This window comes from Rothia sp. HMSC061D12 (genome assembly GCF_001836735.1).
GTDB lineage: Bacteria > Actinomycetota > Actinomycetes > Actinomycetales > Micrococcaceae > Rothia.
The window spans coordinates 96,813-119,529 of sequence record NZ_KV830307.1 but is presented as its reverse complement, the minus strand read 5'-3'; the positions used below and the strand labels follow the sequence as shown (position 1 = coordinate 119,529).

The following is a 22,717-nucleotide window of genomic DNA, read 5'->3' as shown; positions in this document are numbered from 1 at the left end:
CCCTGAGGGCGCTTCCGGAAAACACGGCGCGCCACCTTGGGTAGCCTAGCGTGTGCGGAGGGGTGGTGTCGTCCGTAGTGACATCAGGGTGCCCGAAGCGAAGCGAGGGCGGGTTCCCTGTAGGAACGAGGACGAGCACCGTCCCCCCCCCGCGTAGCGCAACGTGCTGAAACGAAGAACGCTCCGTCCGCATCACTCAGATACAGACGGAGCGTTCTATTTAAGAGATGAGCTACTCAGTAACGCCGAGGTTAGTGAGCAGGAACGCGTAATCCCAGGCGATCTCACGCCAACGCACTGGAGCGTGCAGATTCCGAGCGCGCGAGGCACCAAATCTGCATGCGGAAGGGTATACGCGGTTGGCGTGCTTTAGCCTACTTGGTGACGCCCAGGTTGCTCAGCAGGAACGCGTAATCCCACGCGATCTCACGCCAACGCGTATACCTGCCGGAACCACCACCGTGACCGCCCGACATATCAATCTTCAGCAGCGGCACCGGCGACGACGGGTCAATCTGCTCACGCAGCGCCGCAATCCACTTGGCGGGCTCCACGTAGAGCACACGCGTGTCGTGCAAGCTCGTCACCGCAGCAATCGCCGGGTAGCGGACCGGGCGGATGTTCTCGTACGGGGTGTACGACTTCATGTAGGCGTAGACCTCGGGGTCCTCAATCGGGTTGCCCCACTCTTCCCACTCCATCGCCGACAGCGGCAGCTCCGGGTCAAGGATGGTGGTCAGCGCATCCACGAACGGCACGGCAGCCAGGCAGGCGGCGTACTTCTCGGGGGCGAGGTTCAGCACGGCACCCATGAGCAGGCCGCCCGCGCTACCGCCGTAGCAGCCGATACGCGCCTCATCAGCCCACGGCTTCGCCGCAATGTAGCTGGTGACGTCCACGAAGTCGGTGAAGGTGTTCTTCTTCGCGAGCTTCTTGCCGTTCTGGTACCAGGAGCGGCCCATCTCGCCGCCGCCGCGGATATGCGCGATGACGTAGATGACGCCGCGGTCCAGGATCGACAGCATCGGGATGGAGAACATCGGATCCATGGACGACTCGTACGAGCCGTAACCGTACTGGATGACCGGGTGCGGCTTGCTCATGTCCAGGTCGGCGCGGTGAATCACCGAAATCGGGATGAGCGTACCGTCCGCCGCCGGTGCCCAGTCGCGGTAGGCGCGGTAGTCCTCGCGGTTGTAGCCGCCCAGCACCGGGGTTTCGCGGCGCAGCAGCAGGGTCTGCGACATGGGGAAGTAGTCGTAGACGCGGCGCGGAGTCAGGTACGAGGTGTAGGCGATGCGCAGCACGGGGGAGTAGTTCTCCGCACGCAGCACGGATGCGGTGTACAGCTCCTCGTCGAAACCGGCAGGTTCCATGAAGGTCACGCCGGCGGGTCGGCGGCGGCGCCACTGGATGGGCAGCTGCTCACGCGGTGCAAGGAAGATGCGGGTGGTGGTGTCCGCGCGGGCGGTAACAACCAGGTGCGTTGCGGTGAAGGTGAAGCCCTCCAGACGCACGTGCTCGCTGTGGCGGATGACCGGCACCCAACGCTGTGCGTACTCTTCGAGGCTTTCGCCTTCGCGCGGCATGTCTGCGAGGACCAGCTCGGAGTTCAGCGCATTGTAGTCGTGCTGAATCAGCAGGTGCTGCTCGCCGGCAATGTTGAGCGGCTCGGCGTAGTATTCGATGCCCGCGCTCTTGGGGATGAGCAGGGTCGGCTCGCCCTTGGGTTCGCGGGTCGGTACGATGCGCACCTCGGTGTACTCGGAGTTCGAGCTGGTGAGCACCACGGAGGAACGGTCGGAGCTCATAGCAGCGGAGAGCCACATGGTGTTGTCCGGCTCTTCGTAGATGAGGTGATCTTCGGTGCCCTGTCCGACGTCGTGCACGTAGACACGCCAAGGGCGCCAGGAGTCGTCGGGGACCACGTAGATGAGCTGCTCGGCGTGGTTGATGAAGAAGGAGCCCGCCGCAATGTTGGGGATGGTGTCTTCGAGGAAGGTGCCGGTTTCCATGTTGAGGAAGCGCTGCTCGTAGCGTTCGTCGCCCTTCTCGTCCACGGAGATGCTCAGCAGCTTGCCGTTACGTGCCGGCTGGAAGCTGCCGAGGGAGAAGAACTCCATGTCCTTGGCGTATTCGTTGCAGTCGAGGATGACGACCTCGCCCTCAAGCACCTCGCCGGGGGTGACGGTCGGCGGGGTGTAGCGCACCACCTCGTCGCCCTCGTGCAGGGCGGGGTAGCGGTAGAAGACGGGGTACTGGCCGCCGGGCACCATACGGCTGTAGTACCACCAGTCACCGATACGGTTCGGGACGGTCAGATCCGACAGCAGGGTGCGGTTCTTAATCTCGTTGAAGATGGACTCGCGGAGGGGCTGCTGGTCTGCGGTGACAGCTTCGGTGTATTCGGCTTCTGCCTTGAGGTAGTTGAGGACCTCTTCGCTTTCCTTGTCGCGGAGCCATTCGTAGTGGTCGATGAAGACGTCGCCGTGGTGTTCACGGCGGTGCTCGACCTTCTTCGGTACGGGCGGGGTGAGGTTCTGTTCAGCCATGCTGCCACCTCTTTCAATGAGTTATGGGTTTATGAATGGTGTGTGCCGTCTGCGCCCGCGTTCCTGCGCCGCCGCGATGGCGGTGAGGGTGCGCGGGGGACTGTGGGCACGCCTAGTTCTAGTGTATCGAAGAGTGAGGGAGGCTACTATATTGCGGCTTGTGCGGGGTTGCCCGGCTCAGCCTGTGGAAGCCCCACTGAAGTCTCACCGTAGCCTTGCCGGGGCGTGCGTGTTCGGCGGCTAGTTGGCGCGGCCTTTAATGGACATGAGGGTGCGGCGGCCCGCCTTGTTTGCCTTCGTGAAGGCTCGGTTACTCTGCCGGTACTCGCGCTCCTGGGAGCGTAGACGCAGGCGCGCGGATTCCGCCATCATCCTGCGGTAGCGTTCGAAGCGCTCGGGGTCGAGAGCGCCGTCAGTGATGGCCTGCTGCACCGCGCATCCGGGTTCGGAACCGTGGGAGCAGTCGCTGTACCGGCAGGCGGAAGCGTAACCGGAGACGTCATCGAAGGTTTCGTCAATCGCGGCGCTATCGCTCGTTGCGGCTAGGGCTCGCACGCCCGGGGTGTCGATGAGCACCGTGCCTGCCGAAGATTCTGCACCGGAGTCTGCCTCACCGGGCAGAACAATCATCTGGCGGCTGGTGGTGGTGTGCCGTCCCTTGCCGTCAGCATCGCGGACCGCGGAAGTCGCCTGCACCTGGTTCTCTGAAGCATCTTCGCGGGGGTCAACTCCGGGGTTGAGCAGGGCGTTGACCAGGGTAGATTTTCCGGCGCCGCTGCGGCCCAGGAACGCGGCGGTACGCCCGGCGACAAGTTCGGCAACCGGGGCAGGGTCGTAGCCGTTATCCGTGCAGACGGTGAGCACCGCATCCACGCCGCTACCCAGGGATTCCTGATACCCGGCGAGCTGTTCCGCCGTCACCAGGTCGCCCTTGGTGAGAATCAGCGCGACCTGCACCCCGGAAGCGTGTGCCAGGGCGGTGTAGCGTTCGATTCGCCCGATGGACGGCTCGGGGAAGCACGGCTCAACGATGCAGAGCATATCCACGTTGGCGGCGACAGGCTGATCCGAGGATTCGCGGGTGGCGCTGGGGCGGGTGAGGTAGCTTCGGCGGGGCAGAATCGCGAGGGGCTTATGCTCCGCGGGCTGGCTATCGCTACCGGTCCCGGGGATGGGCTGAGCCAGCACCCAGTCGCCCACGACGGGGTACTCCTCTTCGCCGTAGTCGTTCTCAACCGGACGCAGGGGAGCGGAGAGCTTCACGAGCTCGCCCCGCTCGCAGGTTAGTAGCTCGCAGCGGGTGCGGTGCACGGCGCTGACGCGGGCGAGGGTGAAATCTTCAAGGGTGCCGTCGAGGGTGAACGCGGCGCGGATTGCCGCGCCCTGCCAGGAGGGGTCGAAGCCGAGGGTCTCTAAGGTGTATGAGGCGGGAGTAATGGTCACAGGAATAGTCTTTCGTGGTTGCGGCGCCCGGTTGGTTATTATGCCTGGATAGCGCACTGGGGGAGGGGGCGTTTAAAAGGTTTGTTCTATTTGGGTTTCACGCCTTATAGCAGCGAGGCGCGGGCGCCGGCGCGGATGCGGCGGGCGGCAAGGAAAGTCAGCCCCAACCCGATAGCGGCGTAGAGTCCCGCCAGGGCCGTGTCTACCGCCAGGAGCGCGAAGAGATCCGGCGCGGTGCTGCTCGCAATACTGCCAGAGGTATCTAAAGCCTGCACCAGTCGGGACCCGGGGACCCACGAACACACCCACGCAAGCCAGCCGGGGTAGGTGCTCACCGGCACAATCACGCCCGCGCTGACCGGCAGAATAATCGACAGAAAATTTGACCCAGTGTACGGATCCGATAGGTACAGGCCCAAGCCGGCAGCAAAAATACCCAGGCAGACCCCGCCCAAAACCGCAACCGGCATCAGCGCAATGGCGCCCAGTAGAAGCCCCGAAGCCGCCCCGGTAGAGGGTGCCGTGAGGGACAGTAACCACACGATACCCACATTGCTCAGACCCGTCACGGACGCCAACAGGGCCGGCACTGCCGCCGCACCCAGCCAGTAGCCCGCATCCACTGCTCGTGCCGTGCACACGTACTCGAAGACACCAATCCACCGGTCGGTGGCCACACGCGCGACAATACCGGCTGCCACCGAGCTGAGGGTCGCAATCAGGGCGGTCGCGCAGCCGATGCGCACCGTATCGTTCGCGGCGAGGTCGGCACCCAGCAGCACCGTGAAAAGCACGTTGAGACCCGGCACGAGAACCAGGGTCGTGATAGCCGTTCCGAGGGTCGCGAAGGTAATGGACGACGACCAGCCGATAGAGGCGGTAGACAGTGCCCGACGCACCACGCCGGGCAGGGAGTCAGTAGAGAGAACACGCACGCTACATCGCCCCCAGGGTGCCGCGGCGACGGGCGGAGGCGAGAGCCTTCCGCGCAAAGCGGAAAGCGCATGCCGCCCAGATGAAGCTCACGATCAGGGTCTGAACCAAGGGGAGGAGCGCATCCGCCGGGGTAGTGATGGCGGTACGCCCAAGTAGGAGGTGAACCGGCGCCTGCAGGGGAATGAGCACGCCCGCGGCGTCCAGCCAGGCGGGCGCCTCAACGGTCGTGAAGAGAACCCCGGAAAGAATAAAAACCGGTACGAGCAACAGCTCCTCGTAGGCGATGGCGTTCGGCGTCGCCACGAAGAACACCGCAATCATGAACGTGACCGACAGGCAGGCAAGCCACAGCAGGGGAACGCCCAGAACGTAGCGTGGCCAGAGGGCGGAAAAGTCCGTGACCTGCAGGTTGAGGGTCGCCAGGGCCCACGTCAACCACGCCAGCGGTAGGGCTGCCAGACCCACAATGGAGGCACTCGAAACGATAGCCGCCAGCACCCGCAGCGGAGAAATCGACCCCGAACACAGGTACACGAGGGTCCCGCGGAAGCGCTCAAAATTAATGATGCCCGCAGACACGATGCAGACCGACCACATGCCCACAATGCCCGCGCGGGTCCACGCCAGGGTCGGGTCAACAGAGTGCCCCGCGGAGCTCTGCGCCGCCGCGCGCACGGCGAGCGCCTGAAGGATGACCGATCCGAGTACCGTACTGATGAGTAGCTGAATGAAGTAGGGGACCGTCAGGAACTGCCGCAGACTAAAGCCCATGAGCCGCAGCTGACGGGCGCACTCCTGCCACAGGTTGCACCCTCGGCGCTGTTGCCGGGACTCTACCGGACGCCGTGTCTGAGCGTTCATCGCTTGAGCCCCTCCGCCATTGCCAGGTATGCCTCTTCCAAGGTTGCCGGGCGAGTGTACGGCTCGGTCCGTACCCCAATGCGTGAGGCGGTGAGCCCCTCCGCCAGGATGCGGTGCGCCTCGCCCGCCTCGAACGTGGCGCGCTCGCCGTGCCAGTAGAGGGTCAGCTCCCAACCGGAACCGCGTGGGGCAAACAGTACCGCCGCCTTATCGCCGAGGAAGCCGCGTAGTGTATCAATGCCCTCGGTAGCGGTGGGGTCCACCTGAACCACAGTTGTGGCGGCAATACCTGCGTGTGCGGCAACGTCCTCGAGGGTGCCGCACACCGCAACGGAACCGGCGCCCAAAACGGTGATGGTGTGCGCCAGATCCTCAATTTCGCCCAGCAGGTGGCTCGTCAGCAGAATGGCGGTACCTTCATCCGCCAGAGACCGGATGAGGGTACGCACGGTCAGGGCGATATCGGGGTCGAGCCCGTTGGTTGGCTCATCCAGCAGGAGCAGGGCGGGGGAGCCGAGCAGCGCGCGGGCAATATGCAGGCGCTGCTTCATGCCGCGGGAAAACTCCTGGACGGGCCGCGTTGCCGCATCGGCGAGTTCCACACGGGCTAGAGCGTGCTCGATCTCGTGTCGTCGAGCCCGCCCGGAAACCCCCGCAACATCGGCGAAGAACAGCAGATTATCGCGGGCACTGGCTCGCGGGTAGAAGCCGTTCTCCCCGCCCAACGCGAGACCCACGTGACGGCGCGCCCGCTGCGGGTGAGCGATAGCATCAACGCCGTTCACGGTGAGGCTACCGCCGGTGGGTGTGAGCAGGGTCGAGCACATCTGCACGGTCGTCGTTTTGCCCGCACCGTTGGGGCCGAGAAGGGCATGAATTTCACCGGAGCTAACGCGAAGCGACACCCGGTCGACGGCGGTAAAGGCGTTTTCACCTTTGCCAAAGACGCGGCGAAGCTGCGCCGCGTCAAGAATTGTAGACATCGTGATAAAACCTTGCGGTGCTTAGTCACCCGAAGACGCTTGAGCATGGTGTTCGCACGCCTGCAATACGTGGGACGGGTGAGATGAATAGTCGTGAGAGAGGCACTACGTAGTGCCTGAATAATCCCAAGTCACCGACTGCAGGTGCGGAAGGTATAACAACGAAACCCTCAGAACTTTGGTATCCCAAGCGCACACTATGCGCTCCTGAAATGTATCGAACCAAAGCAGGGTTGTTTCTGAAATTTTTTAGAGCCCACCATCTGGGCGGGCATTCCGCGAGCCGGTGCGACTTTAGCGGGAGGTCATACCTCATCACTCCTAGATTCAAGGTTTCCATCAGTGTAGCACGGCTCACGGAATGCTGTGATTAAATTTTTTTGATTTTATTCGAAGAAGTTAAAACGATCCCCCGTTATTCGATCGGAATGCCCCACCAAGTGCATAGACACCAAGAGAAATTGCGACTGCACATGCACTCATGACGGCTATACCGCTATACCCCGGAAACTGCGTAAGTAATGTACCGCCAACGGCACCGCTGATAGTGGTTCCAGCGTACATTGCCGTGTTTGAGAGGGATGATACAGTACCGCGAGCTATAGCGGTATGGCTTTGTAGCTCTCCCATGAGGACGGGGAGCATAATTCCTCCGAGAAAAAGTGCAAGAGTAAAAATACCTAAAGCAGTCCAGAAATTAGCTGTCAATGACGCCGAGAGATACACAATACTGAGTGCCATAAGTCCCATGAGCATAGTCTTCTGCGTACCTATATGTGCGACGAATCGTGACCCTGTGAGGGAGCCTAGAGCGTTGCCACATCCGATTACAAGCATGGCGAAACCGATGGTTGTCTGCGATGCCCCAAAGTCTCGCGCGAACCATGAACCTATGAAAGATAGAGATGCGAATACTCCTGTCTGGAAAATCAGGTACGCCAGGAGGGATAGCAAAAGTGAAGGGGCTTTTAAAACGTGCAGGTAGGGAGTCAGAAAATTTCCATCTTGCGCTGCAGACACAGGGGGAATGCTGGGAAAACGTGAATAAAGTATACCCGAGAGAAGAAGAGACGCTGCGGCGATTGCAAAAAATGGTATCTGCCATCCATAAGTAGAGAGGAAAGAACCTACAGGAATACCGGCGATTTGGGCTATAGCAAGTCCAGCCGTTGCATACCCCATAGTTTTAATAATGGCTTGTTTCGGCACTGTCATGGGGATAGATGCCCAAATCTGCGGTGAGATCAGAGAAGCGAACACTCCCGCAAGAAACCGGGCGGTAAAAAGAGACCAAAACCCCCATGCTAAACCGCATAAGCCCGTAAAAAGCGTAAAGCCGATGGACCCGGTAAGAATAATACGCCTGCGATCAACGCGGTCTGACAGCGGGCCTGCAATGAGTGCGAAAATTGCATACCCTAAAGCGTATGCAGAGACGAACCACCCTGATTGTTCTGTGCTGGTGTTGAACTCCTTGCTGAGTAGCGGAAGCAGAGGGGCAGTGAGAAAAGTATCTGTGCCGATGACAAAGAGAGTGCTGAATGAGACAAGCCGCATGGTTGCCTCAGAATTTTGAGGTAGCTGATGAGATGTATTGTGAGAACTCATTGTGTGTCCTTTCATGTTATTTCTATGTTCGTCGAAATTAGAATAAATCTATATTATGCTAAAGGGCAAGCCCAAGATGTAATATTCTGTCACAGAGTCATGAAGGCTCAATACGTTATGCGAAAAACCCGGAAAGGCGTGGTTATGGGTAAGGAACGGCTGTATCACCCCACCTCTGATGACGTGACGTTGGATCGTGTCCTTGGCGCATTGTCAGACCCCATTCGACGAGATGTTCTCGCCCGTATCGCAGACCACGGGCCACAGTTCTGCGGTGATTTTGACTATGGAATCGCCAAATCTACGATGTCTTATCATTTCAAAGTGCTCCGAGAATCAGGGCTCATGCACACCGAAGTGCTGGGAACGCACCGTAAAATTACACGCCGAGACAGCGTGATTGAGAATCTTTTCCCCGGTCTTTTAGACTCTGTTGGACTACCACCGGGTCAAGGCCAATGGGGTGAATCTGCTGCGGATACTACAGGTGCCTGACTCGGCTAATCGGGTTGAGAGTATGCGAACCCCTAAAATGAGGTCAGAGCAAAGGCAATTCATAAAACGTCATCTTTGCAATGAAGCGTCTTAAAGTGTCGCGCACTCCTAAAACCCTTGACCCCGCGCAACCGATTATGACACCCTAATGACAGGTCAAGAGCGCCAGCGACAAGCCCCAGCTAGCTGGCCGGCAACCCTCCTCCGCGGTGGGGTGCCCTGGGTGAAGACCGGGCGTTACGCACAAGCGTGACGCAAGCGCGGGACCGATGTGACCGAATCCGGTACATCAATCGTGACAGGACAACTCAACGACGATTCCTGTACCGCTCGGCATGCGGCCCCCTAACTATCCCCTTAGGAGAGCCAAGCATGAGCAACAACACTACCGTCCCGACTCCCGCCAACCCCGCCGGTTGGAAGTTCGAAACCCGCCAGATTCACGCGGGACAGGCACCGGATGCCGCAACGGGAGCTCGGGCACTACCCATCTACCAGACCACTTCCTTCGTCTTTGACAGTGCAGAGCAAGCTGCAAACCGCTTCGCTCTCGCCGAGCTGGGCCCCATCTACACCCGCCTCAACAACCCCACCCAGGAAGTTATCGAGAACCGCATCGCCTCCCTCGAGGGCGGCGTCGGCGCGCTCCTGCTGGCCTCCGGTCAGGCGGCCATCACCTACGCAATTCTGAACATCGCTGGTGCCGGTGACCACGTGGTCGCTTCGCCCTCCGTGTACGGCGGTACCTACAACCTGCTCAAGTACACCCTCGCCGATCTCGGCATCGAAACCACCTTCGTTGAGAATCCTGACAACCTCGACGAGTGGCGCGCCGCGGTTCGCCCCAACACCAAGCTGTTCTACGGCGAGTCCGTGCCCAACCCCCGCAACGACGTGCTCGACATTGAGCCCATCGCCGCAATTGCCCACGAAAACGGCGTGCCCCTGATCGTGGACAACACCGTGCCCACCCCCTACCTGCTGCGCCCCATCGAGCACGGCGCGGATGTGGTCGTTCACTCGGCCACCAAGTACCTGGGCGGCCACGGCACCTCCATCGGCGGTGTGATTGTGGACTCCGGTAACTTCGACTACGGCGCAGACCCCGAGAAGTTCCCCAAGTTCAACCAGCCTGCCCCCGGCTACCACGGCCTGGTCTACGCACGCGACCTGGGCAAGGACTCCGCGTTCGGCGCGAACCTCTCCTACATTCTGAAGGCCCGCGTTTCGCTGCTGCGTGACACCGGTGCCGCCATCTCGCCGACCAACGCTTTCAACATCGGCATCGGTCTGGAGACCCTCTCCCTGCGCATCGAACGCCATGTTGAGAACGCCACCAAGGTCGCCCACTGGCTCGAAGCAAACCCGCAGGTCGAGAAGGTCATCTGGGCTGGCGTGGAATCCTCCCCCTGGTACGAGCGTGCACAGAAGTACCTGCCCAAGGGCCCCGGCGCAGTGCTCGGCTTCACCCTCAAGGACGCAACCCTGGAGCAGGCCCGCGACTTCGTGGACGCGCTGAAGCTGCACTCCAACGTGGCGAACATCGGCGACGTGCGCTCGCTCGTGATTCACCCCGCCTCCACCACTCACTCTCAGCTTTCCGCTGAGGAACTGGAGAAGATTGGCGTGTACCCGAACTTCATCCGCCTTGCTGTCGGTATTGAGAACATCGACGACATTCTCGCCGACCTGCAGTTGGGCTTCGACACCCTCTCCTAAATGGTGATGCAACCCGCAGGTGGACCGGCAAGCTACGGCTTTTCGGTCCACCTGCGGATTCCCCGTTACGGAGCATGTTGTAACTGTGCGGCGTTGCTGCCGCCCAACCTGTTGCTTCTTCTACCCACAGACGAGTACCCCGCTCACACCCGGCACCACCTCGCCGACCAACCCAGTGAAGGGAACCCCATGACCACCCAGAGCACTAGCCAGTCCGGCACCACCAAGTCCGGCACTACCAGCCAGCCTGTCACCGCACCCATCCCCGTGGCGGGCACCCAGCGCGAACACCCCGAAGCGCAAGGCTACCTGCGTCAGCTGAACATCGGCGACCTGGAGCTCGAATCCGGCGTAACCCTGCCGCAGGTCACCATCGGCTACGAAACCTGGGGCACTCTCAACGAGGCTGGCGACAACGCCATCCTGATTCTGCATGCGCTCACCGGTGACACGCACGTCTCCCGTGGCGTGCCCACCCCCGACATGCCTGCCCCGCTGATTCGCGCTATCGAATCGGACGGCTGGTGGGAAGGCATCGTGGGCCCCGGCTCGGTCGTGGACACCAACCGCTACTTCGTGATTGCCCCCAATATTTTGGGCGGCTGCTACGGCTCGACCGGTCCGTCGAGCATCGTCCCCGAGGGCTACCCGGGCGCTGGTGAGCACTGGGGTTCCCGCTTCCCGCAGGTGAGCATCCGCGACTCCGTACGTGCGGAGGCGCGTCTGGCGCGTGCACTGGGCGTGACGAGTTTCCGCTACGTGATTGGTGGTTCCCTCGGTGGTGCTCGCGCCCTGGAGTGGGCGGCGACTAACCCCGAGCTGGTGCGCGGATGCGCGGTCATCGCCTCCGGTCCTTCGGCTACGGCGGAGCAGATTTCGTGGGCGCACACCCAGAACATTGCGATTCGTTCGGACGCGAACTTCGCCGGCGGCGACTACTATGCGGGTCCCGCGCCGGTAACCGGTCTTGCCCTGGCACGCCGTATCGCGCACACCACCTACCGCAGCCCCGCCGAGCTGGAGCACCGCTTCGGTCGCGAAGAGAACCGCGGCGAAAGCACCGTGGGCGGTTCTCTGGGCGAGCCTCGTGGCCGCTACGCGATTGAAAGCTACCTGGACCACCACGGCGCCAAGCTGGTTGAGCGCTTTGACCCAAACAGCTACCTGGCAGTGAACGAGGCACTGATTTCGCACGACGTAGCGCGTGGCCGCGGCACCCTGGCGCAGGCGCTGGCGCACACCGATTGTGAGTGGACCATTGCGGCGGTGAACACGGACCGTCTGTTCTTCCCGCACGAGTCGCACCGCCTGGCGGAGGCGCTGCCCACCCCGGTGCCCGTGGACATTATCGAGTCGAACCACGGCCATGACGGCTTCTTGATTGAGGCGAAGCAGGTGGAGAAGATTCTGGCGCGTGCCCTCGGCGTTGAAGATGAATCCGCCACCCCAAGTGAGGCGCAGCGTGAGCGTGAGGCGTTGGATTCGATGACTCGCCTGTATGCTACGGCGACCCGCTAGAACCGCGAGTATTCACGGGGTACTGACCCAAGCCCCTCTGATCGCTGTTTATACCACCTAAGTGCGGGTAAATTCCGGGCGGGCAGATAGTGTCTTCACAGGTTCTTCCGCCCGCCGAGAATTAACCTTCACCCTAAAGGTTAGGTAAGGAGGCGCCGGGTGCTTGCACAATGCGAGTATCCGGCGTTTCTTTGCATCCTTTTAAAGGGTGTTGTGCCAGGTCAGGGAATATTTTCCGGTTTTTCGGGTGTTTTGCGAAACCTCCGCGAGATACCGCGGAAGTAGCCTCCTGTTGCACCGGAAGGTAAGGGTTCTCGGTTTGCTTTAGACCCGCTCTAACCCCATAGCATTAAAGTTGTGGTAAGTATTCAAGAGGTAGCGGAGCAGTTGGGGGTGAGCACCCACGCCCTGCGCTATTACGAAAAAGAGGGGCTCATTGCTGTGCCCCGTGATGCTCACGGAACCCGTATTTTTGATGAGGAGTCTATCTCCGCAGCACGGTTTATTGCTACCTGCCGTCAGGCCGGCATGAGTCTTGCCGATATTCGCACGATTTTGAGCAATCCGGACGACCACGCCCTATCCATTGAGGTGATGGAGCGTGCCCGTCAGAAGATTGAGGATGAGATTGTGGGGTTGCAGCAGAACCTTGAGCACCTGGATCGCCGTATTCAAGAGCACCGCCGTCACCTCGACAGCACCCGCTAGGTAACTAGTCTTCTGCAGACGCGTATAAACGCCCGGTATTCCCAACGTTGGGAATACCGGGCGTATTTTTGTGCTCAGCTGGCATGCTCGGCTACTCACCCCTAGCTACTGGGTATTTTCAGCCCGTAGGTTTAACCCCAAGCCGCTTTTTCCGGGTCAACACCGTGCGCACGAGCGTTCTCAAAGATGACCTCCCGCAGCCACTCCGCAAGCCCGGGCGCAAGCTTCTCGTAGTGCGCCTTGAAGCGGGCATCCTCAACGTAGCCGCGAGCCAGAATAGCGTGCTTGGCGGGGGTGACCTCAAAGAAGAACAGGGAGGCGCGGTGCCGCTCGGCGAGCGCGTTCGCCTCCTCGCTGCCGGGCTTCACGCCGCGGTTGAACGCCTCGACGAGGGCCTGTTCCACCTCCGCAACCTGCTGTTTGCCGTTCTGCCAGTCGGCACGGTTCATCGTTGCGGTACGGCGCTGGTATTCAGCCCAGTCGTCAGTTTTTCCGTAACGCTCCTGCGCTTCCTGCTGGTGGGCGAGGCTGAATCCCTCGCCCATAATTTCTGCTTTTTCGGCAGCGCTGAGCTGCTCATTTTTAGGTGCCATAGTGTCCTCCAAAAGATGTTCGATGGTTTCAAGCATGCGCTTGTACGCGACGATTTTGCGTTGAAGCATATCCCGCTGAGCGAGTAGATGCTCGGTGCTGTTCGCTTCGTCCTGCAGTATGTTGTGAATGGCGTCAAGGCTCATGCCGGTGGCGCGGTACCCCATGATGACGGTGATTCGTTCAAGATCTGCGTCGGTGTAGTACCGGTACCCGTTGAACTCATCATGCGCCGGGTTGAGCAAGCCTCGCTGCTCCCAGTGGTGAAGCGTGCGGACTGTTAGCCCGTGTAATGATGCCGCTTCTCCTACGGTGTATTCGTGTTGCCCGTCAGGTGGTGTTATGTTCGCGTCCATGGTTTCACTCTAAAACCTCACGTTAGGTGAGGGTCAAGCTAGCAGCGGAACCTGCGGTGCAGGTTTGCGGGGGAGTCCTCGCTAAGATGGGTGCATGAGCGAAAACAAATACGTCGTCGAATACACCCGCCCCGAGAACGAACGCGCAGGCACCCATCTGGTGCTCATGCTGCACGGCTACGGCTCCCAGGAACACGATCTGCTGTCTCTGGCGGCGCACCTTCCGCAGGAGGGCTTCACCTACGCCTCCATGCGTGCACCGCAGCCGGTTGGCACCCAGTTCTCCGCGGACTCGACCGGCGCCTACATTGCAGCAGACGCTATCGGCTACCAGTGGTACCCGCTGAACCAGCAGCTCGAATCCGACCAGCGCGCTATTGAGCAGGCGAGCGACTACGTGCTGGAGTGGGTGCGCGCGAACCGCGAGCCGTATGCTTCGGTGACCCTGCTGGGCTTCTCGCAGGGTATGGGCATCGCAACTTCGATGGTGCGTCACGCCCCCGGCGAGTTCGCCGCCGTGGTGGGGCTGTCCGGCTACGCGGTAGATTCTGATTCGCCGTACTTCAAGGATGAGGAACTGAAGAAGACCGAACTGCCGGTGTTCTTCGGCCGTGACCAGGAAGACCCCGTCATCCCGCAGGAGATGGTGAACTACACCTACGACTGGATCCGCAAGTACACCGACGGCATCAAGGTGCTGTACGCCGGTATCGGCCACGGCGTTGGCCCCATGGAGATTCGCCATGTGGGCGAGTTCCTGGAGGTGAAGGTGCAGGGTCAGGAGCCGCGTATTCGTGCGCAGAAGGTTGCGGAGGCGACCGGCGCCGTGGAAGGCTCTGACGCCTAAATCGACTACACGTAAGCCCTCGGGTCATCGACTCGGGGGCTTACGTGTAGTTCCGCTTGGAAAGACCGGGGATGCTTGGCTCCGCGCGGAAAGCGGTATTCGTCCTCGTTCCTACAGGGGACCCGCCCTCGCTTCGCTTCGGGCACCCTGATGTCACGTTCGGACGATACCGCCTTTCCGCGCTGGGGTGCTGTGCGGGCGCGGCCGCGTTTTCCGGATGCGCCTTCCGCCTCCCACTGTCCCCTCCCGACAGTGAGGAGGCTGCTCGGTGACCACACCCTGCCCCGCATGAGGGCAGTGCCTCCACCCCTTGAAAATATACCCCCCGGGGGTATATGCTGGAGAGTAGCATCGCCGCATCCCACCGACCCGTAGGAGCTTTCCCATGATTACCGCCCCGCCCCACCTCTTGCCGATGGCCTCCCACGGCTGCAGCTGTTGCGGACCTGCCTCACGTGCCGACACCGTCTCCAACCCTGCCGCCAGCGACTCGTCAGCAGGAGGGTCCTCCTCTAGCTACCAGGTCACCGGCCTGACCTGCGGGCACTGCGCGAAAAGCGTGACCCAGGCCCTTCAGGCCCTCCCCCAGGTCGACGACGTCCAGGTTGATCTCGCTGCTGGTGGTGTTTCCACCGTCACGGTCACCGGTGTCGTACCTCCGGAGACGGTTCGCCGGGCTATCGAGGCGACCGGCTACACCGTCTTATCCTGATCGATTTACCCATCATCTCGACCCCGACCGGGTTGAGCGAAAGGAACGTCATGAACACTCCCCACCATTCCGGCGATCACCATGGTGATCACCCCGCTCCGGAAACAGACCACACCCACCACCCGGATCATGCCAGCCACGAACACCACGCAGACGCCGACACCCACGGCCAGGCGATGCACCACGGTCACCCGCACTCTGCCCTGGACGAAGACCACCAGGTTCATGGTCACGGCGAACACGCCGGGCACAGCACCGCAATGTTTCGGGAACGCTTCTGGTGGTCACTGATTCTGTCCATTCCCGTCGTTATTTTCAGCCCCATGGTCGCCCACCTGCTCGGCTACCCCCTCCCGGAATTCCCCGGATCCACCTGGATTCCCCCGGTACTGGACACGATCATCTTCGTCTACGGCGGAACGCCTTTCCTCAAGGGCGGATGGAAGGAACTGAAATCCCGCCAACCCGGGATGATGCTCCTGATTGCCATGGCCATCACCGTGGCGTTTGTCGCCTCCTGGGTCACCACTCTGGGGCTGGGCGGTTTTGACCTGGACTTCTGGTGGGAGCTGGCCCTGCTGGTGACCATCATGCTGCTGGGCCACTGGCTGGAGATGCGCGCTCTCGGGGGTGCGTCCTCCGCGCTTGACGCGCTGGCTGCCCTGCTGCCGGATGAGGCCGAGAAAGTCATCGATGGGACCACCCGCACCGTGGACATCTCCGAGCTGGTCGTCGGCGACGTCGTGCTGGTGAGGGCCGGTGCCCGGGTGCCGGCCGACGGAACCATCATCGACGGAGCCGCCGAATTCGATGAGGGGATGATCACCGGCGAATCCCGTCCCGTCTTCCGCGACACCGGTGACAAGGTGGTCGCTGGTACCGTGGCCACCGACAACACCGTCCGCGTCCGGGTGGAGGCTACCGGCGGGGACACCGCCTTGGCCGGAATCCAACGCATGGTTGCCGACGCACAGGAGTCCTCCTCCCGGGCCCAGGCCCTGGCGGATCGGGCGGCGGCGTTGTTGTTCTGGTTCGCGCTGATTTCTGCTCTGATCACCGCGGTGGTGTGGACCACCATCGGCAGCCCGGACGATGCCGTGGTGCGCACGGTCACGGTGCTGGTCATCGCCTGCCCGCACGCCTTGGGCCTGGCGATTCCGCTGGTCATTGCAATCTCCACCGAGCGGGCCGCGAAATCCGGGGTGCTCATCAAGGACCGGATGGCGCTCGAGCGGATGCGCACCATCGACGTGGTGCTCTTCGATAAAACCGGCACCCTGACCGAGGGTGCGCACGCGGTCACCGGTGTCGCGGCAACTGTCGGCGTCACCGAGGGTGAGCTGCTGGCCCTGGCCGCCGCCGCGGAGGCCGACAGCGAGCACCCCGTGGCCCGCGCCATCGTGGCGGCCGCGGCCGCCCATCCCGAGGCCTCTCGTCGGCAAATCCGTGCAACTGGTTTCAGCGCCGCCTCCGGCAGGGGGGTCCGGGCCACTGTCGATGGCGCTGAGATCCTCGTGGGCGGGCCGAACATGCTGCGCGAGTTCAACCTCACCACCCCGGCCGAGCTCACCGACACCACCAGCGCCTGGACCGGGCGTGGGGCCGGTGTACTCCATATTGTCCGCAACGGTCAGATTATCGGTGCGGTGGCCGTCGAGGACAAGATCCGCCCCGAATCCCGCGCCGCTGTGAAAGCCCTGCAGGACCGCGGGGTGAAGGTCGCGATGATTACCGGTGACGCGCAGCAGGTGGCCCATGCGGTTGGCCAGGACCTGGGGATCGATGAGGTCTTCGCCGAGGTCCTGCCCCAGGACAAGGACACCAAGGTCACCCAGCTACAGGAGCGTGGCCTGAGCGTGGCCATGGTCGGCGACGGTGTCAACGACGCCCCGGCCCTGGCCCGCGCCGAGGTCGGCATCGCCATCGGGGCCGGCACGGATGTGGCAATGGAATCCGCCGGAGTGGTCCTGGCCAGTGACGATCCCCGGGCAATATTGTCGATGATTGAGCTCTCGCAGGCCAGCTACCGCAAGATGATCCAGAACCTCATCTGGGCGTCCGGTTACAACATCTTGTCCGTGCCCCTGGCCGCCGGCATGCTCGCCTCTAGCGGCATTCTGCTTCCCCCGGCTGCTGCTGCGGTGTTGATGTCGCTGTCGACGATTGTGGTGGCGCTTAACGCTCAGTTGCTGCGCCGGATTGATCTGGACCCGGCCCACCTGGCTCCCACCAGTCCGAAGGAAGAACACACCACGCCTACTCCGGCATCCACCGCCGTCCACTGATTCACCACTTCTCTCCACTGCCCCATATGACCCTGAAAGGCTCCACCATGAAGCGCACCCTTTCAGGGTCATATGGGGACCACGGACGAGATGGGTGGAATGGATCACGGCGTGAGCGCCATGGAGATTCGCCATGTGGGCGAGTTCCTGGAGGTGAAGGTGCAGGGTCAGGAGCCGCGTATTCGTGCGCAGAAGGTTGCGGAGGCGACCGGCACCGCGGAAGGCTAAGCTTTTCTGCTGACCCGGCTCTAACGTAATAGAGGCGCCGTCTCCCGAGGAGGGAGGCGGCGCCTCTTTCGCTTTCTCAGATTCTGCTTGGAAAGGTGGTTATCGTCCTCGTTCCTACAGGGGCTGGGTGGGTGGGTACGCTATACCCTTCCTCCGCTCCTGCAGGGGCACCCGCCGCACCCGGACGCTCTGCTCTTCCTTGCTTCGCGGCGGAGAGCGCCCGGGTGGGCACCCTGATGTCGCTTCCGGAGGGTATAGCTACCCTCGGCTCTGGTGAGGGGCGCGCGGAGGGGCGGTGTCGTCCGAAAGTGACATCAGGGTGCCCGAAGCGAAGCGAGGGCGGGTTCCCTGTAGGAACGAGGACGAACGCCGTCCCTCACTCTAACGCCCTATCTCAAACGGAATAAGAGGTCGGATTAGCCCTCGTGCGCAACCTTCACGGTCACGCCGTTGAAGGTGACGGTGTCGCCGGGGTGCAGCTGCTTGCCGCGTGCTTCCTCAATGTCGCCGTTGACCTTTACCAGGCCGTGCTGAATGACCTCGCGTGCCTGCGCGCCGTCCTCTACGAGGTTGGCGAGCTTGAGGAACTGGCCGAGGCGGATCATATCGTCGCGAATAAAAATTTCTTCCATGCTTCCTAGTTTATCCCGCCGGGTGCATCCTGGTGTCCGGCAAAAATGGGGGAGTGGTGGGCCGGGTAGGCATACCCAGGGGTGGGGTGGTGATGGTACCCTAGTGTCTTGCATCAAAAAGTGTGCATATTGCGCCGATGAGCGCGAATACGGGCGCCCCGTTCTGGGTTGCGTCCCTTATGAACCCGAACTCACGCACGTCACAGCCGGTGGCGGGGCAGAAGGAGTAACTATGGCTGAAAAGTCCACCCTCGATAACGTTATTGCGCTCGCGAAGCGCCGCGGCTTTGTTTTCCAGGCCGGTGAAATTTACGGCGGTTCCCGCTCCGCATGGGACTACGGCCCCCTCGGTGCAGAGCTGAAGGAAAACATCCGTCAGCAGTGGTGGCAGCGTTTCGTCCGCTCCCGTGCGGACATGGTTGGCCTGGACTCCTCCGTTATTCTGCCTCGTGCGGTGTGGGAGGCGTCCGGTCACGTGGCGACCTTCACCGACCCGCTGGTTGAGTGCCTGTCTTGCCACAAGCGTCTGCGTCAGGATCACCTGCTGGAGAACTTTGAGGCGAAGAAGGGCCGCGCGGCTGAGGGCATGGAAGAGATTGCTTGCCCGAACTGTGGTACTCGTGGCGAGTGGACTGAGCCTCAGAACTTCTCCGGTCTGATGAAGACTTACCTGGGCCCGGTTGATAATGAGGAGGGTCTGCACTTCCTGCGCCCGGAGACCGCTCAGGGTATTTTCGTGAACTTCAACAATGTGGTCACTGCTTCTCGTAAGCGCCCGCCGTTCGGTATTGGCCAGATCGGTAAGTCGTTCCGTAACGAGATCACCCCCGGTAACTTCATCTTCCGTACCCGCGAGTTCGAGCAGATGGAAATCGAGTACTTCGTGCACCCGGACGAGGCTGACAAGTACTTCAACGAGTGGGTTGAGGACTGCTGGAACTGGTTCGTTGACCTGGGCATCAACCCGGACAACATGCGCCGCTTCGACGTTCCCAAGGAAGAGCGCGCACACTACTCGGCTGGCACCATCGACGTTGAGTACCGCTTCGGCTTCCAGGGTTCTGAGTGGGGCGAGCTGATGGGTGTTGCGAACCGTACCGATTACGACCTGGGCGTTCACAACAAGCACTCCAACGCGAAGCTCGAGTATTTCGACCAGGCAACCGGCGAGCGTTACGTGCCGTACGTGATTGAGCCGTCCTTCGGTCTGACCCGCTCCATGATGGCGTTCCTCGTCGACGCATATGTTGAGGACGAGGCACCCAACACTAAGGGCGGCGTGGACAAGCGCGTCGTGCTGAAGCTCGATCCGCGCCTGGCACCGGTGAAGGCTGCTGTTCTGCCGCTGTCCAAGAAGGCTGAGCTGTCCGAGCCGGCTACCAAGCTGGCGAACGAGCTGCGCGGCCTGTGGAACGTGGACTACGACGAGGCGGGCGCTATTGGTCGCCGTTACCGCCGCCAGGATGAGATCGGTACCCCGTTCTGCATCACCGTGGACTTTGACACTCTTGAGGATCAGGCTGTGACCATCCGCGAGCGCGACACCATGAACCAGGAGCGTGTGGCTCTGGATCAGGTGAAGTCCTACCTGGCTGCACGCCTGGCAGGCTAAAAATATTCATAACATCGTCGGCGGGTAGCCTCTTAGAGCGAAAGAGGCTACCCGCCGTCGTGTATTTGGGCTACCCTGGTTAGACTGATTGGCACGATAGACGCGAGCGAAGGAAGGCACACGGATATGGCTGAACGCCTCAGCGAAAAATTTGAGATTCGCCCCTGGCAGGAGGGTGATGACCTTGCCCTGCTTGAGATTTGGAACTCTGCCCGCAATGAGGTTGAGGAGCGCCAGCGTGGCCTTTTCGGCCCGGATAGTGATGCGCCGTTTAGCCGTACTCTGGTGGTGACTGCTTCGGGTGTGCCGGTGGCTGCCGGTACTGTGGTAGCTTCGCTGCTGCATCCGACGCGTCTGTGGTCCTACATTGAGGTGGCAGCTGACCACCGCCGTCAGGGTATTGGTACCGCCCTGCTGGATGCGTTGCGTGAGATTGCGGCGGCGCACGGCCAGACGACTGCTCTGCGCGTGAAGCTGTCGCCGTTTAGTGATGGTGAGGAGTTTGCACAGGCTACTGGTATGAAGCTGATTCAGCGTTCCCGCATGGTGCGCGTGGAGCCGGGCGCGATTCCCCCGGTGTCTCTGCGTGAGGATGCTGACGGTAACGAGACTCAGGCGATTGAGGATTTGGCGACCGGTTCGGTAGAGCTGACTTCTGCGCTGTGGAATTTCTACCGCCGCGCTCACGAGTGGGATGTGCCCGCCGAGGTGGGTTTGGGCACCGTGAACCGTTACTTCCTTTCGGATGAGGTGCGTGCCTTTGGCGCTGTGGTGCTTCGCGACCACATCCGTGAGGCTGCCGCCGAGGGTAAGAAGGGCCAGATTGTGGCGTTTGCGGTGAGCTACCACCCCTTCGAGACTGACCCGGAGGCGGCGCTGGTGGATGAGAAGACCGCCACGGAGTTGCTGCTGGGCTACGACTTCGATAATGAGGGCGCTGTGGAGGCGATTATGCAGGTGCTGTCCCTGCTGAGCGCTAAGTACCCGGTGCTGGTTGAGGTTGACGACGCCATGGAGGCGCTGGTTCAGGTAACCGACGTGCTACTGCGTGCCGGTACCGCTTCGGTGGAGGGCGACCCGACCTATATTTACGTGACGGAGTAGGTTCGAGAGTAGATTCTCGAGTAGGTTTGTAGGTTCCCAAATAGATTCGCGGTACCGAGCCTGCTGGCTGACTCTTGCTGAAAGGGGCGGGGGAGCGGAATGCTCCTCCGCCCCTTGTGCGTGCTGCCCCTTTCGCGTACCTGCGCTCGCTGCCAACTACCGCCGCGGGGCGCCTCTGCGGCTCAGCATGCACCGCGCCTCCAAATTCCGCCTGTACTGTGTCTCTGTACCCCGTCAGCTGAGTCCGGTTCTCGATTTGCCCCCGTATGCCACAATATAGGGGTGAATTCTGAAGCACCCCGTCTTACCCTTCCGCCCCTGAAACTGGGCAATCTGACCGTTGATACTCCCGTGGTTCTCGCCCCGATGGCTGGCGTGACCAATAAGGCTTTCCGCCGCCTCTGCAGTGAATATGGCGGCGGCCTGTACGTTACCGAAATGGTGACTGCGCGCGCCCTGGTGGAGCGTAAGCCCGAGTCCATGCGCATTATTGAGCATGACCCGGACGAGAAGATCCGTTCCATCCAGATTTATGGTGTGGACGCGGTCAACGTCGGTAAGGCTGTGCGTATGGTCGTTGAAGAGGACCGTGCCGACCATATTGACTTGAACTTTGGCTGCCCGGCTCCTAAGGTGACTCGCCGCGGTGGCGGTGCCGCCCTGCCCTGGAAGACTGACCTGTTCACGGCGATTGTGCAGACCGCGGTGAAGGAGGCGTCCCGCAACGATATTCCGCTGACCATTAAGATGCGTAAGGGCATCGATGATGACCACATTACGTTCTTGGAGTCCGCCAAGATTGCGCGTGATGCGGGCGTTGCGGCGATTGCTCTGCACGGCCGTACTGCGGCTCAGCACTATTCGGGTAAGGCTGACTGGGATTCCATTGCGCAGCTGCGCGAGCTGATTCCGGACGTGCCGATTCTGGGCAATGGCGATATTTTCTCCGCTGAGGATGCGGTGCGCATGGTTGAGCAGACCGGCGTGGACGGCGTGGTGATTGGCCGCGGCTGCCAGGGTCGCCCGTGGCTGTTTGGTGACCTGCAGAATGCGTTTGAGGGTTCGTCGGAGCGTATCCGACCGACCCTGACTGAGGTGTCGGACATGATTTACCGCCACGCAGAACTGCTGGTAGAGACTTTCGGCGATGAGACCCGCGGCCTGCGCGAGATTCGCAAGCACGTGGCGTGGTACTTCAAGGGCTACCCGGTTGGCGGCGAGCTACGCGCGAAAATGGCTCAGGTGCCCGACCTGGCGACCTTCCGCGAGCTGATTGCTCAGCTGGACCACTCGATTGGTTACCCGGGCGCCGCCGTTGAGGGTTCGCGCGGTCGCGCCGGCAGCCCCAAGCAGCCGCACCTGCCCGACGGCTGGCTGGATTCGCGCATCCTCGGCGATGCTGAGCGTCTGGGGCTGGTGGAGGCTGAGCTGGACATTTCCGGCGGCTAACCCCCTGTACTTGTGTGCCGCGGCGTGCTGTTTGCGCGTCGCGGCGCATCCTTTTTTCGAGCTTGTTCGCGCCGCTCT

General features: G+C 61.6%; 19 protein-coding genes and 1 riboswitch. Of the genes, 11 read left to right on the top strand and 8 right to left on the bottom strand.

The window, feature by feature from the left end; genetic code table 11:
- Nucleotides 1–374: 374 nt before the first annotated feature.
- From HMPREF2682_RS07180 to HMPREF2682_RS07155, 6 genes are all read right to left on the bottom strand, one after another.
- Nucleotides 375–2,552, bottom strand: a complete 2,178-nt coding sequence (locus HMPREF2682_RS07180; RefSeq protein ID WP_070832782.1) for a S9 family peptidase — start codon at nt 2,550–2,552, stop codon at nt 375–377.
- Nucleotides 2,553–2,792: 240 nt separating this feature from the next.
- Entirely contained in the window at nt 2,793–3,995 is a 1,203-nt protein-coding gene (gene rsgA / locus HMPREF2682_RS07175; RefSeq protein ID WP_070832779.1) for a ribosome small subunit-dependent GTPase A, read from the bottom strand.
- Between the two features lie 104 nt (nt 3,996–4,099).
- Nucleotides 4,100–4,930: an ABC transporter gene (locus HMPREF2682_RS07170; protein ID WP_070832776.1), complete on the bottom strand. Its 831-nt coding sequence runs from the start codon at nt 4,928–4,930 to the stop codon at nt 4,100–4,102.
- A 1-nt stretch (nt 4,931) separates the two neighbouring features.
- Complete coding sequence (locus HMPREF2682_RS07165; protein WP_246827280.1) at nt 4,932–5,702, bottom strand: ABC transporter permease; 771 nt, start codon at nt 5,700–5,702, stop codon at nt 4,932–4,934.
- A gap of 86 nt (nt 5,703–5,788) precedes the next feature.
- Entirely contained in the window at nt 5,789–6,775 is a 987-nt protein-coding gene (locus tag HMPREF2682_RS07160) for an ABC transporter ATP-binding protein (protein WP_070832770.1), read from the bottom strand.
- 399 nt (nt 6,776–7,174) lie between these two features.
- Complete coding sequence (locus HMPREF2682_RS07155) at nt 7,175–8,383, bottom strand: MFS transporter (RefSeq protein WP_083321774.1); 1,209 nt, start codon at nt 8,381–8,383, stop codon at nt 7,175–7,177.
- Between HMPREF2682_RS07155 and HMPREF2682_RS09305 the strand changes: the two genes are divergently transcribed.
- The 4 genes from HMPREF2682_RS09305 to HMPREF2682_RS07140 all read left to right on the top strand — a co-directional run bounded on the left by HMPREF2682_RS09305 (nt 8,360) and on the right by HMPREF2682_RS07140 (nt 12,823).
- On the top strand, nt 8,360–8,878 hold the full coding sequence (locus HMPREF2682_RS09305) for an ArsR/SmtB family transcription factor (protein ID WP_366508789.1): 519 nt from the start codon (nt 8,360–8,362) through the stop codon (nt 8,876–8,878). The genes HMPREF2682_RS07155 and HMPREF2682_RS09305 overlap by 24 nt on opposite strands.
- 154 nt (nt 8,879–9,032) lie before the next feature.
- Nucleotides 9,033–9,145: riboswitch (SAM riboswitch) on the top strand.
- Nucleotides 9,146–9,250: 105 nt separating this feature from the next.
- The gene (locus HMPREF2682_RS07150; RefSeq protein WP_070832767.1) at nt 9,251–10,597 is read left to right on the top strand and encodes a bifunctional o-acetylhomoserine/o-acetylserine sulfhydrylase; all 1,347 of its coding nucleotides are present in this window, start codon (nt 9,251–9,253) and stop codon (nt 10,595–10,597) included.
- 189 nt (nt 10,598–10,786) lie between these two features.
- Nucleotides 10,787–12,115: a homoserine O-acetyltransferase MetX gene (locus tag HMPREF2682_RS07145; protein WP_210400862.1), complete on the top strand. Its 1,329-nt coding sequence runs from the start codon at nt 10,787–10,789 to the stop codon at nt 12,113–12,115.
- Between the two features lie 357 nt (nt 12,116–12,472).
- Entirely contained in the window at nt 12,473–12,823 is a 351-nt protein-coding gene (locus tag HMPREF2682_RS07140) for a MerR family transcriptional regulator (protein WP_070832765.1), read from the top strand.
- A 131-nt stretch (nt 12,824–12,954) separates the two neighbouring features.
- On the opposite strand, the gene HMPREF2682_RS07135 is transcribed toward HMPREF2682_RS07140, so the two are convergent.
- Entirely contained in the window at nt 12,955–13,770 is an 816-nt protein-coding gene (locus HMPREF2682_RS07135; RefSeq protein WP_070832762.1) for a MerR family transcriptional regulator, read from the bottom strand.
- A gap of 94 nt (nt 13,771–13,864) precedes the next feature.
- On the opposite strand from HMPREF2682_RS07135, the gene HMPREF2682_RS07130 reads away from it, so the two are divergent.
- From HMPREF2682_RS07130 to HMPREF2682_RS09605, 4 genes are all read left to right on the top strand, one after another.
- Nucleotides 13,865–14,617, top strand: a complete 753-nt coding sequence (locus HMPREF2682_RS07130; RefSeq protein ID WP_070832757.1) for an alpha/beta hydrolase — start codon at nt 13,865–13,867, stop codon at nt 14,615–14,617.
- Nucleotides 14,618–15,002: 385 nt separating this feature from the next.
- Nucleotides 15,003–15,329 (top strand): heavy-metal-associated domain-containing protein, encoded by a 327-nt coding sequence (locus HMPREF2682_RS07125; protein WP_070832754.1) that lies wholly within the window; start codon nt 15,003–15,005, stop codon nt 15,327–15,329.
- Nucleotides 15,330–15,589: 260 nt separating this feature from the next.
- On the top strand, nt 15,590–17,614 hold the full coding sequence (locus HMPREF2682_RS07120) for a copper-translocating P-type ATPase (RefSeq protein ID WP_070833031.1): 2,025 nt from the start codon (nt 15,590–15,592) through the stop codon (nt 17,612–17,614).
- Between the two features lie 99 nt (nt 17,615–17,713).
- Nucleotides 17,714–17,842, top strand: coding sequence for a hypothetical protein (locus HMPREF2682_RS09605; RefSeq protein WP_256370768.1), 129 nt, complete (start codon nt 17,714–17,716; stop codon nt 17,840–17,842).
- Between the two features lie 416 nt (nt 17,843–18,258).
- Here HMPREF2682_RS09605 and HMPREF2682_RS07115 read toward each other — a convergent pair whose 3' ends face one another.
- Nucleotides 18,259–18,474 carry an RNA-binding S4 domain-containing protein gene (locus HMPREF2682_RS07115; protein ID WP_070832751.1) on the bottom strand — a complete coding sequence of 72 codons (216 nt, stop codon included), beginning with the start codon at nt 18,472–18,474 and terminating at the stop codon, nt 18,259–18,261.
- 232 nt (nt 18,475–18,706) lie between these two features.
- Here HMPREF2682_RS07115 and HMPREF2682_RS07110 point away from each other — a divergent pair, with 232 nt between their 5' ends.
- The 3 genes from HMPREF2682_RS07110 (at nt 18,707) to dusB (ending at nt 22,639) form a co-directional block, all read left to right on the top strand.
- The gene (locus HMPREF2682_RS07110) at nt 18,707–20,086 is read left to right on the top strand and encodes a glycine--tRNA ligase (protein ID WP_070832748.1); all 1,380 of its coding nucleotides are present in this window, start codon (nt 18,707–18,709) and stop codon (nt 20,084–20,086) included.
- 126 nt (nt 20,087–20,212) lie between these two features.
- Nucleotides 20,213–21,190 (top strand): GNAT family N-acetyltransferase, encoded by a 978-nt coding sequence (locus HMPREF2682_RS07105; RefSeq protein WP_070832745.1) that lies wholly within the window; start codon nt 20,213–20,215, stop codon nt 21,188–21,190.
- Nucleotides 21,191–21,472: 282 nt separating this feature from the next.
- Nucleotides 21,473–22,639 carry a tRNA dihydrouridine synthase DusB gene (gene dusB, locus HMPREF2682_RS07100; RefSeq protein ID WP_044142776.1) on the top strand — a complete coding sequence of 389 codons (1,167 nt, stop codon included), beginning with the start codon at nt 21,473–21,475 and terminating at the stop codon, nt 22,637–22,639.
- The last annotated feature ends 78 nt before the right edge of the window (nt 22,640–22,717 follow it).

What these genes read in the sequence shown, in the direction of transcription:
- HMPREF2682_RS07180 (WP_070832782.1), bottom strand. Translation starts at nt 2,552, where the DNA reads ATGGCTGAACAGAACCTCACCCCGCCCGTACCGAAGAAGGTCGAGCAC.
- HMPREF2682_RS07165 (WP_246827280.1), bottom strand. Translation starts at nt 5,702, where the DNA reads ATGGGCTTTAGTCTGCGGCAGTTCCTGACGGTCCCCTACTTCATTCAG.
- HMPREF2682_RS07160 (WP_070832770.1), bottom strand. Translation starts at nt 6,775, where the DNA reads ATGTCTACAATTCTTGACGCGGCGCAGCTTCGCCGCGTCTTTGGCAAA.
- HMPREF2682_RS09305 (WP_366508789.1), top strand. Translation starts at nt 8,360, where the DNA reads ATGAGATGTATTGTGAGAACTCATTGTGTGTCCTTTCATGTTATTTCT.
- HMPREF2682_RS07155 (WP_083321774.1), bottom strand. Translation starts at nt 8,383, where the DNA reads ATGAGTTCTCACAATACATCTCATCAGCTACCTCAAAATTCTGAGGCA.
- HMPREF2682_RS07150 (WP_070832767.1), top strand. Translation starts at nt 9,251, where the DNA reads ATGAGCAACAACACTACCGTCCCGACTCCCGCCAACCCCGCCGGTTGG.
- HMPREF2682_RS07145 (WP_210400862.1), top strand. Translation starts at nt 10,787, where the DNA reads ATGACCACCCAGAGCACTAGCCAGTCCGGCACCACCAAGTCCGGCACT.
- HMPREF2682_RS07135 (WP_070832762.1), bottom strand. Translation starts at nt 13,770, where the DNA reads ATGGACGCGAACATAACACCACCTGACGGGCAACACGAATACACCGTA.
- HMPREF2682_RS07130 (WP_070832757.1), top strand. Translation starts at nt 13,865, where the DNA reads ATGAGCGAAAACAAATACGTCGTCGAATACACCCGCCCCGAGAACGAA.
- HMPREF2682_RS07125 (WP_070832754.1), top strand. Translation starts at nt 15,003, where the DNA reads ATGATTACCGCCCCGCCCCACCTCTTGCCGATGGCCTCCCACGGCTGC.
- HMPREF2682_RS07120 (WP_070833031.1), top strand. Translation starts at nt 15,590, where the DNA reads ATGTTTCGGGAACGCTTCTGGTGGTCACTGATTCTGTCCATTCCCGTC.
- HMPREF2682_RS09605 (WP_256370768.1), top strand. Translation starts at nt 17,714, where the DNA reads ATGGATCACGGCGTGAGCGCCATGGAGATTCGCCATGTGGGCGAGTTC.
- HMPREF2682_RS07115 (WP_070832751.1), bottom strand. Translation starts at nt 18,474, where the DNA reads ATGGAAGAAATTTTTATTCGCGACGATATGATCCGCCTCGGCCAGTTC.
- HMPREF2682_RS07110 (WP_070832748.1), top strand. Translation starts at nt 18,707, where the DNA reads ATGGCTGAAAAGTCCACCCTCGATAACGTTATTGCGCTCGCGAAGCGC.
- HMPREF2682_RS07105 (WP_070832745.1), top strand. Translation starts at nt 20,213, where the DNA reads ATGGCTGAACGCCTCAGCGAAAAATTTGAGATTCGCCCCTGGCAGGAG.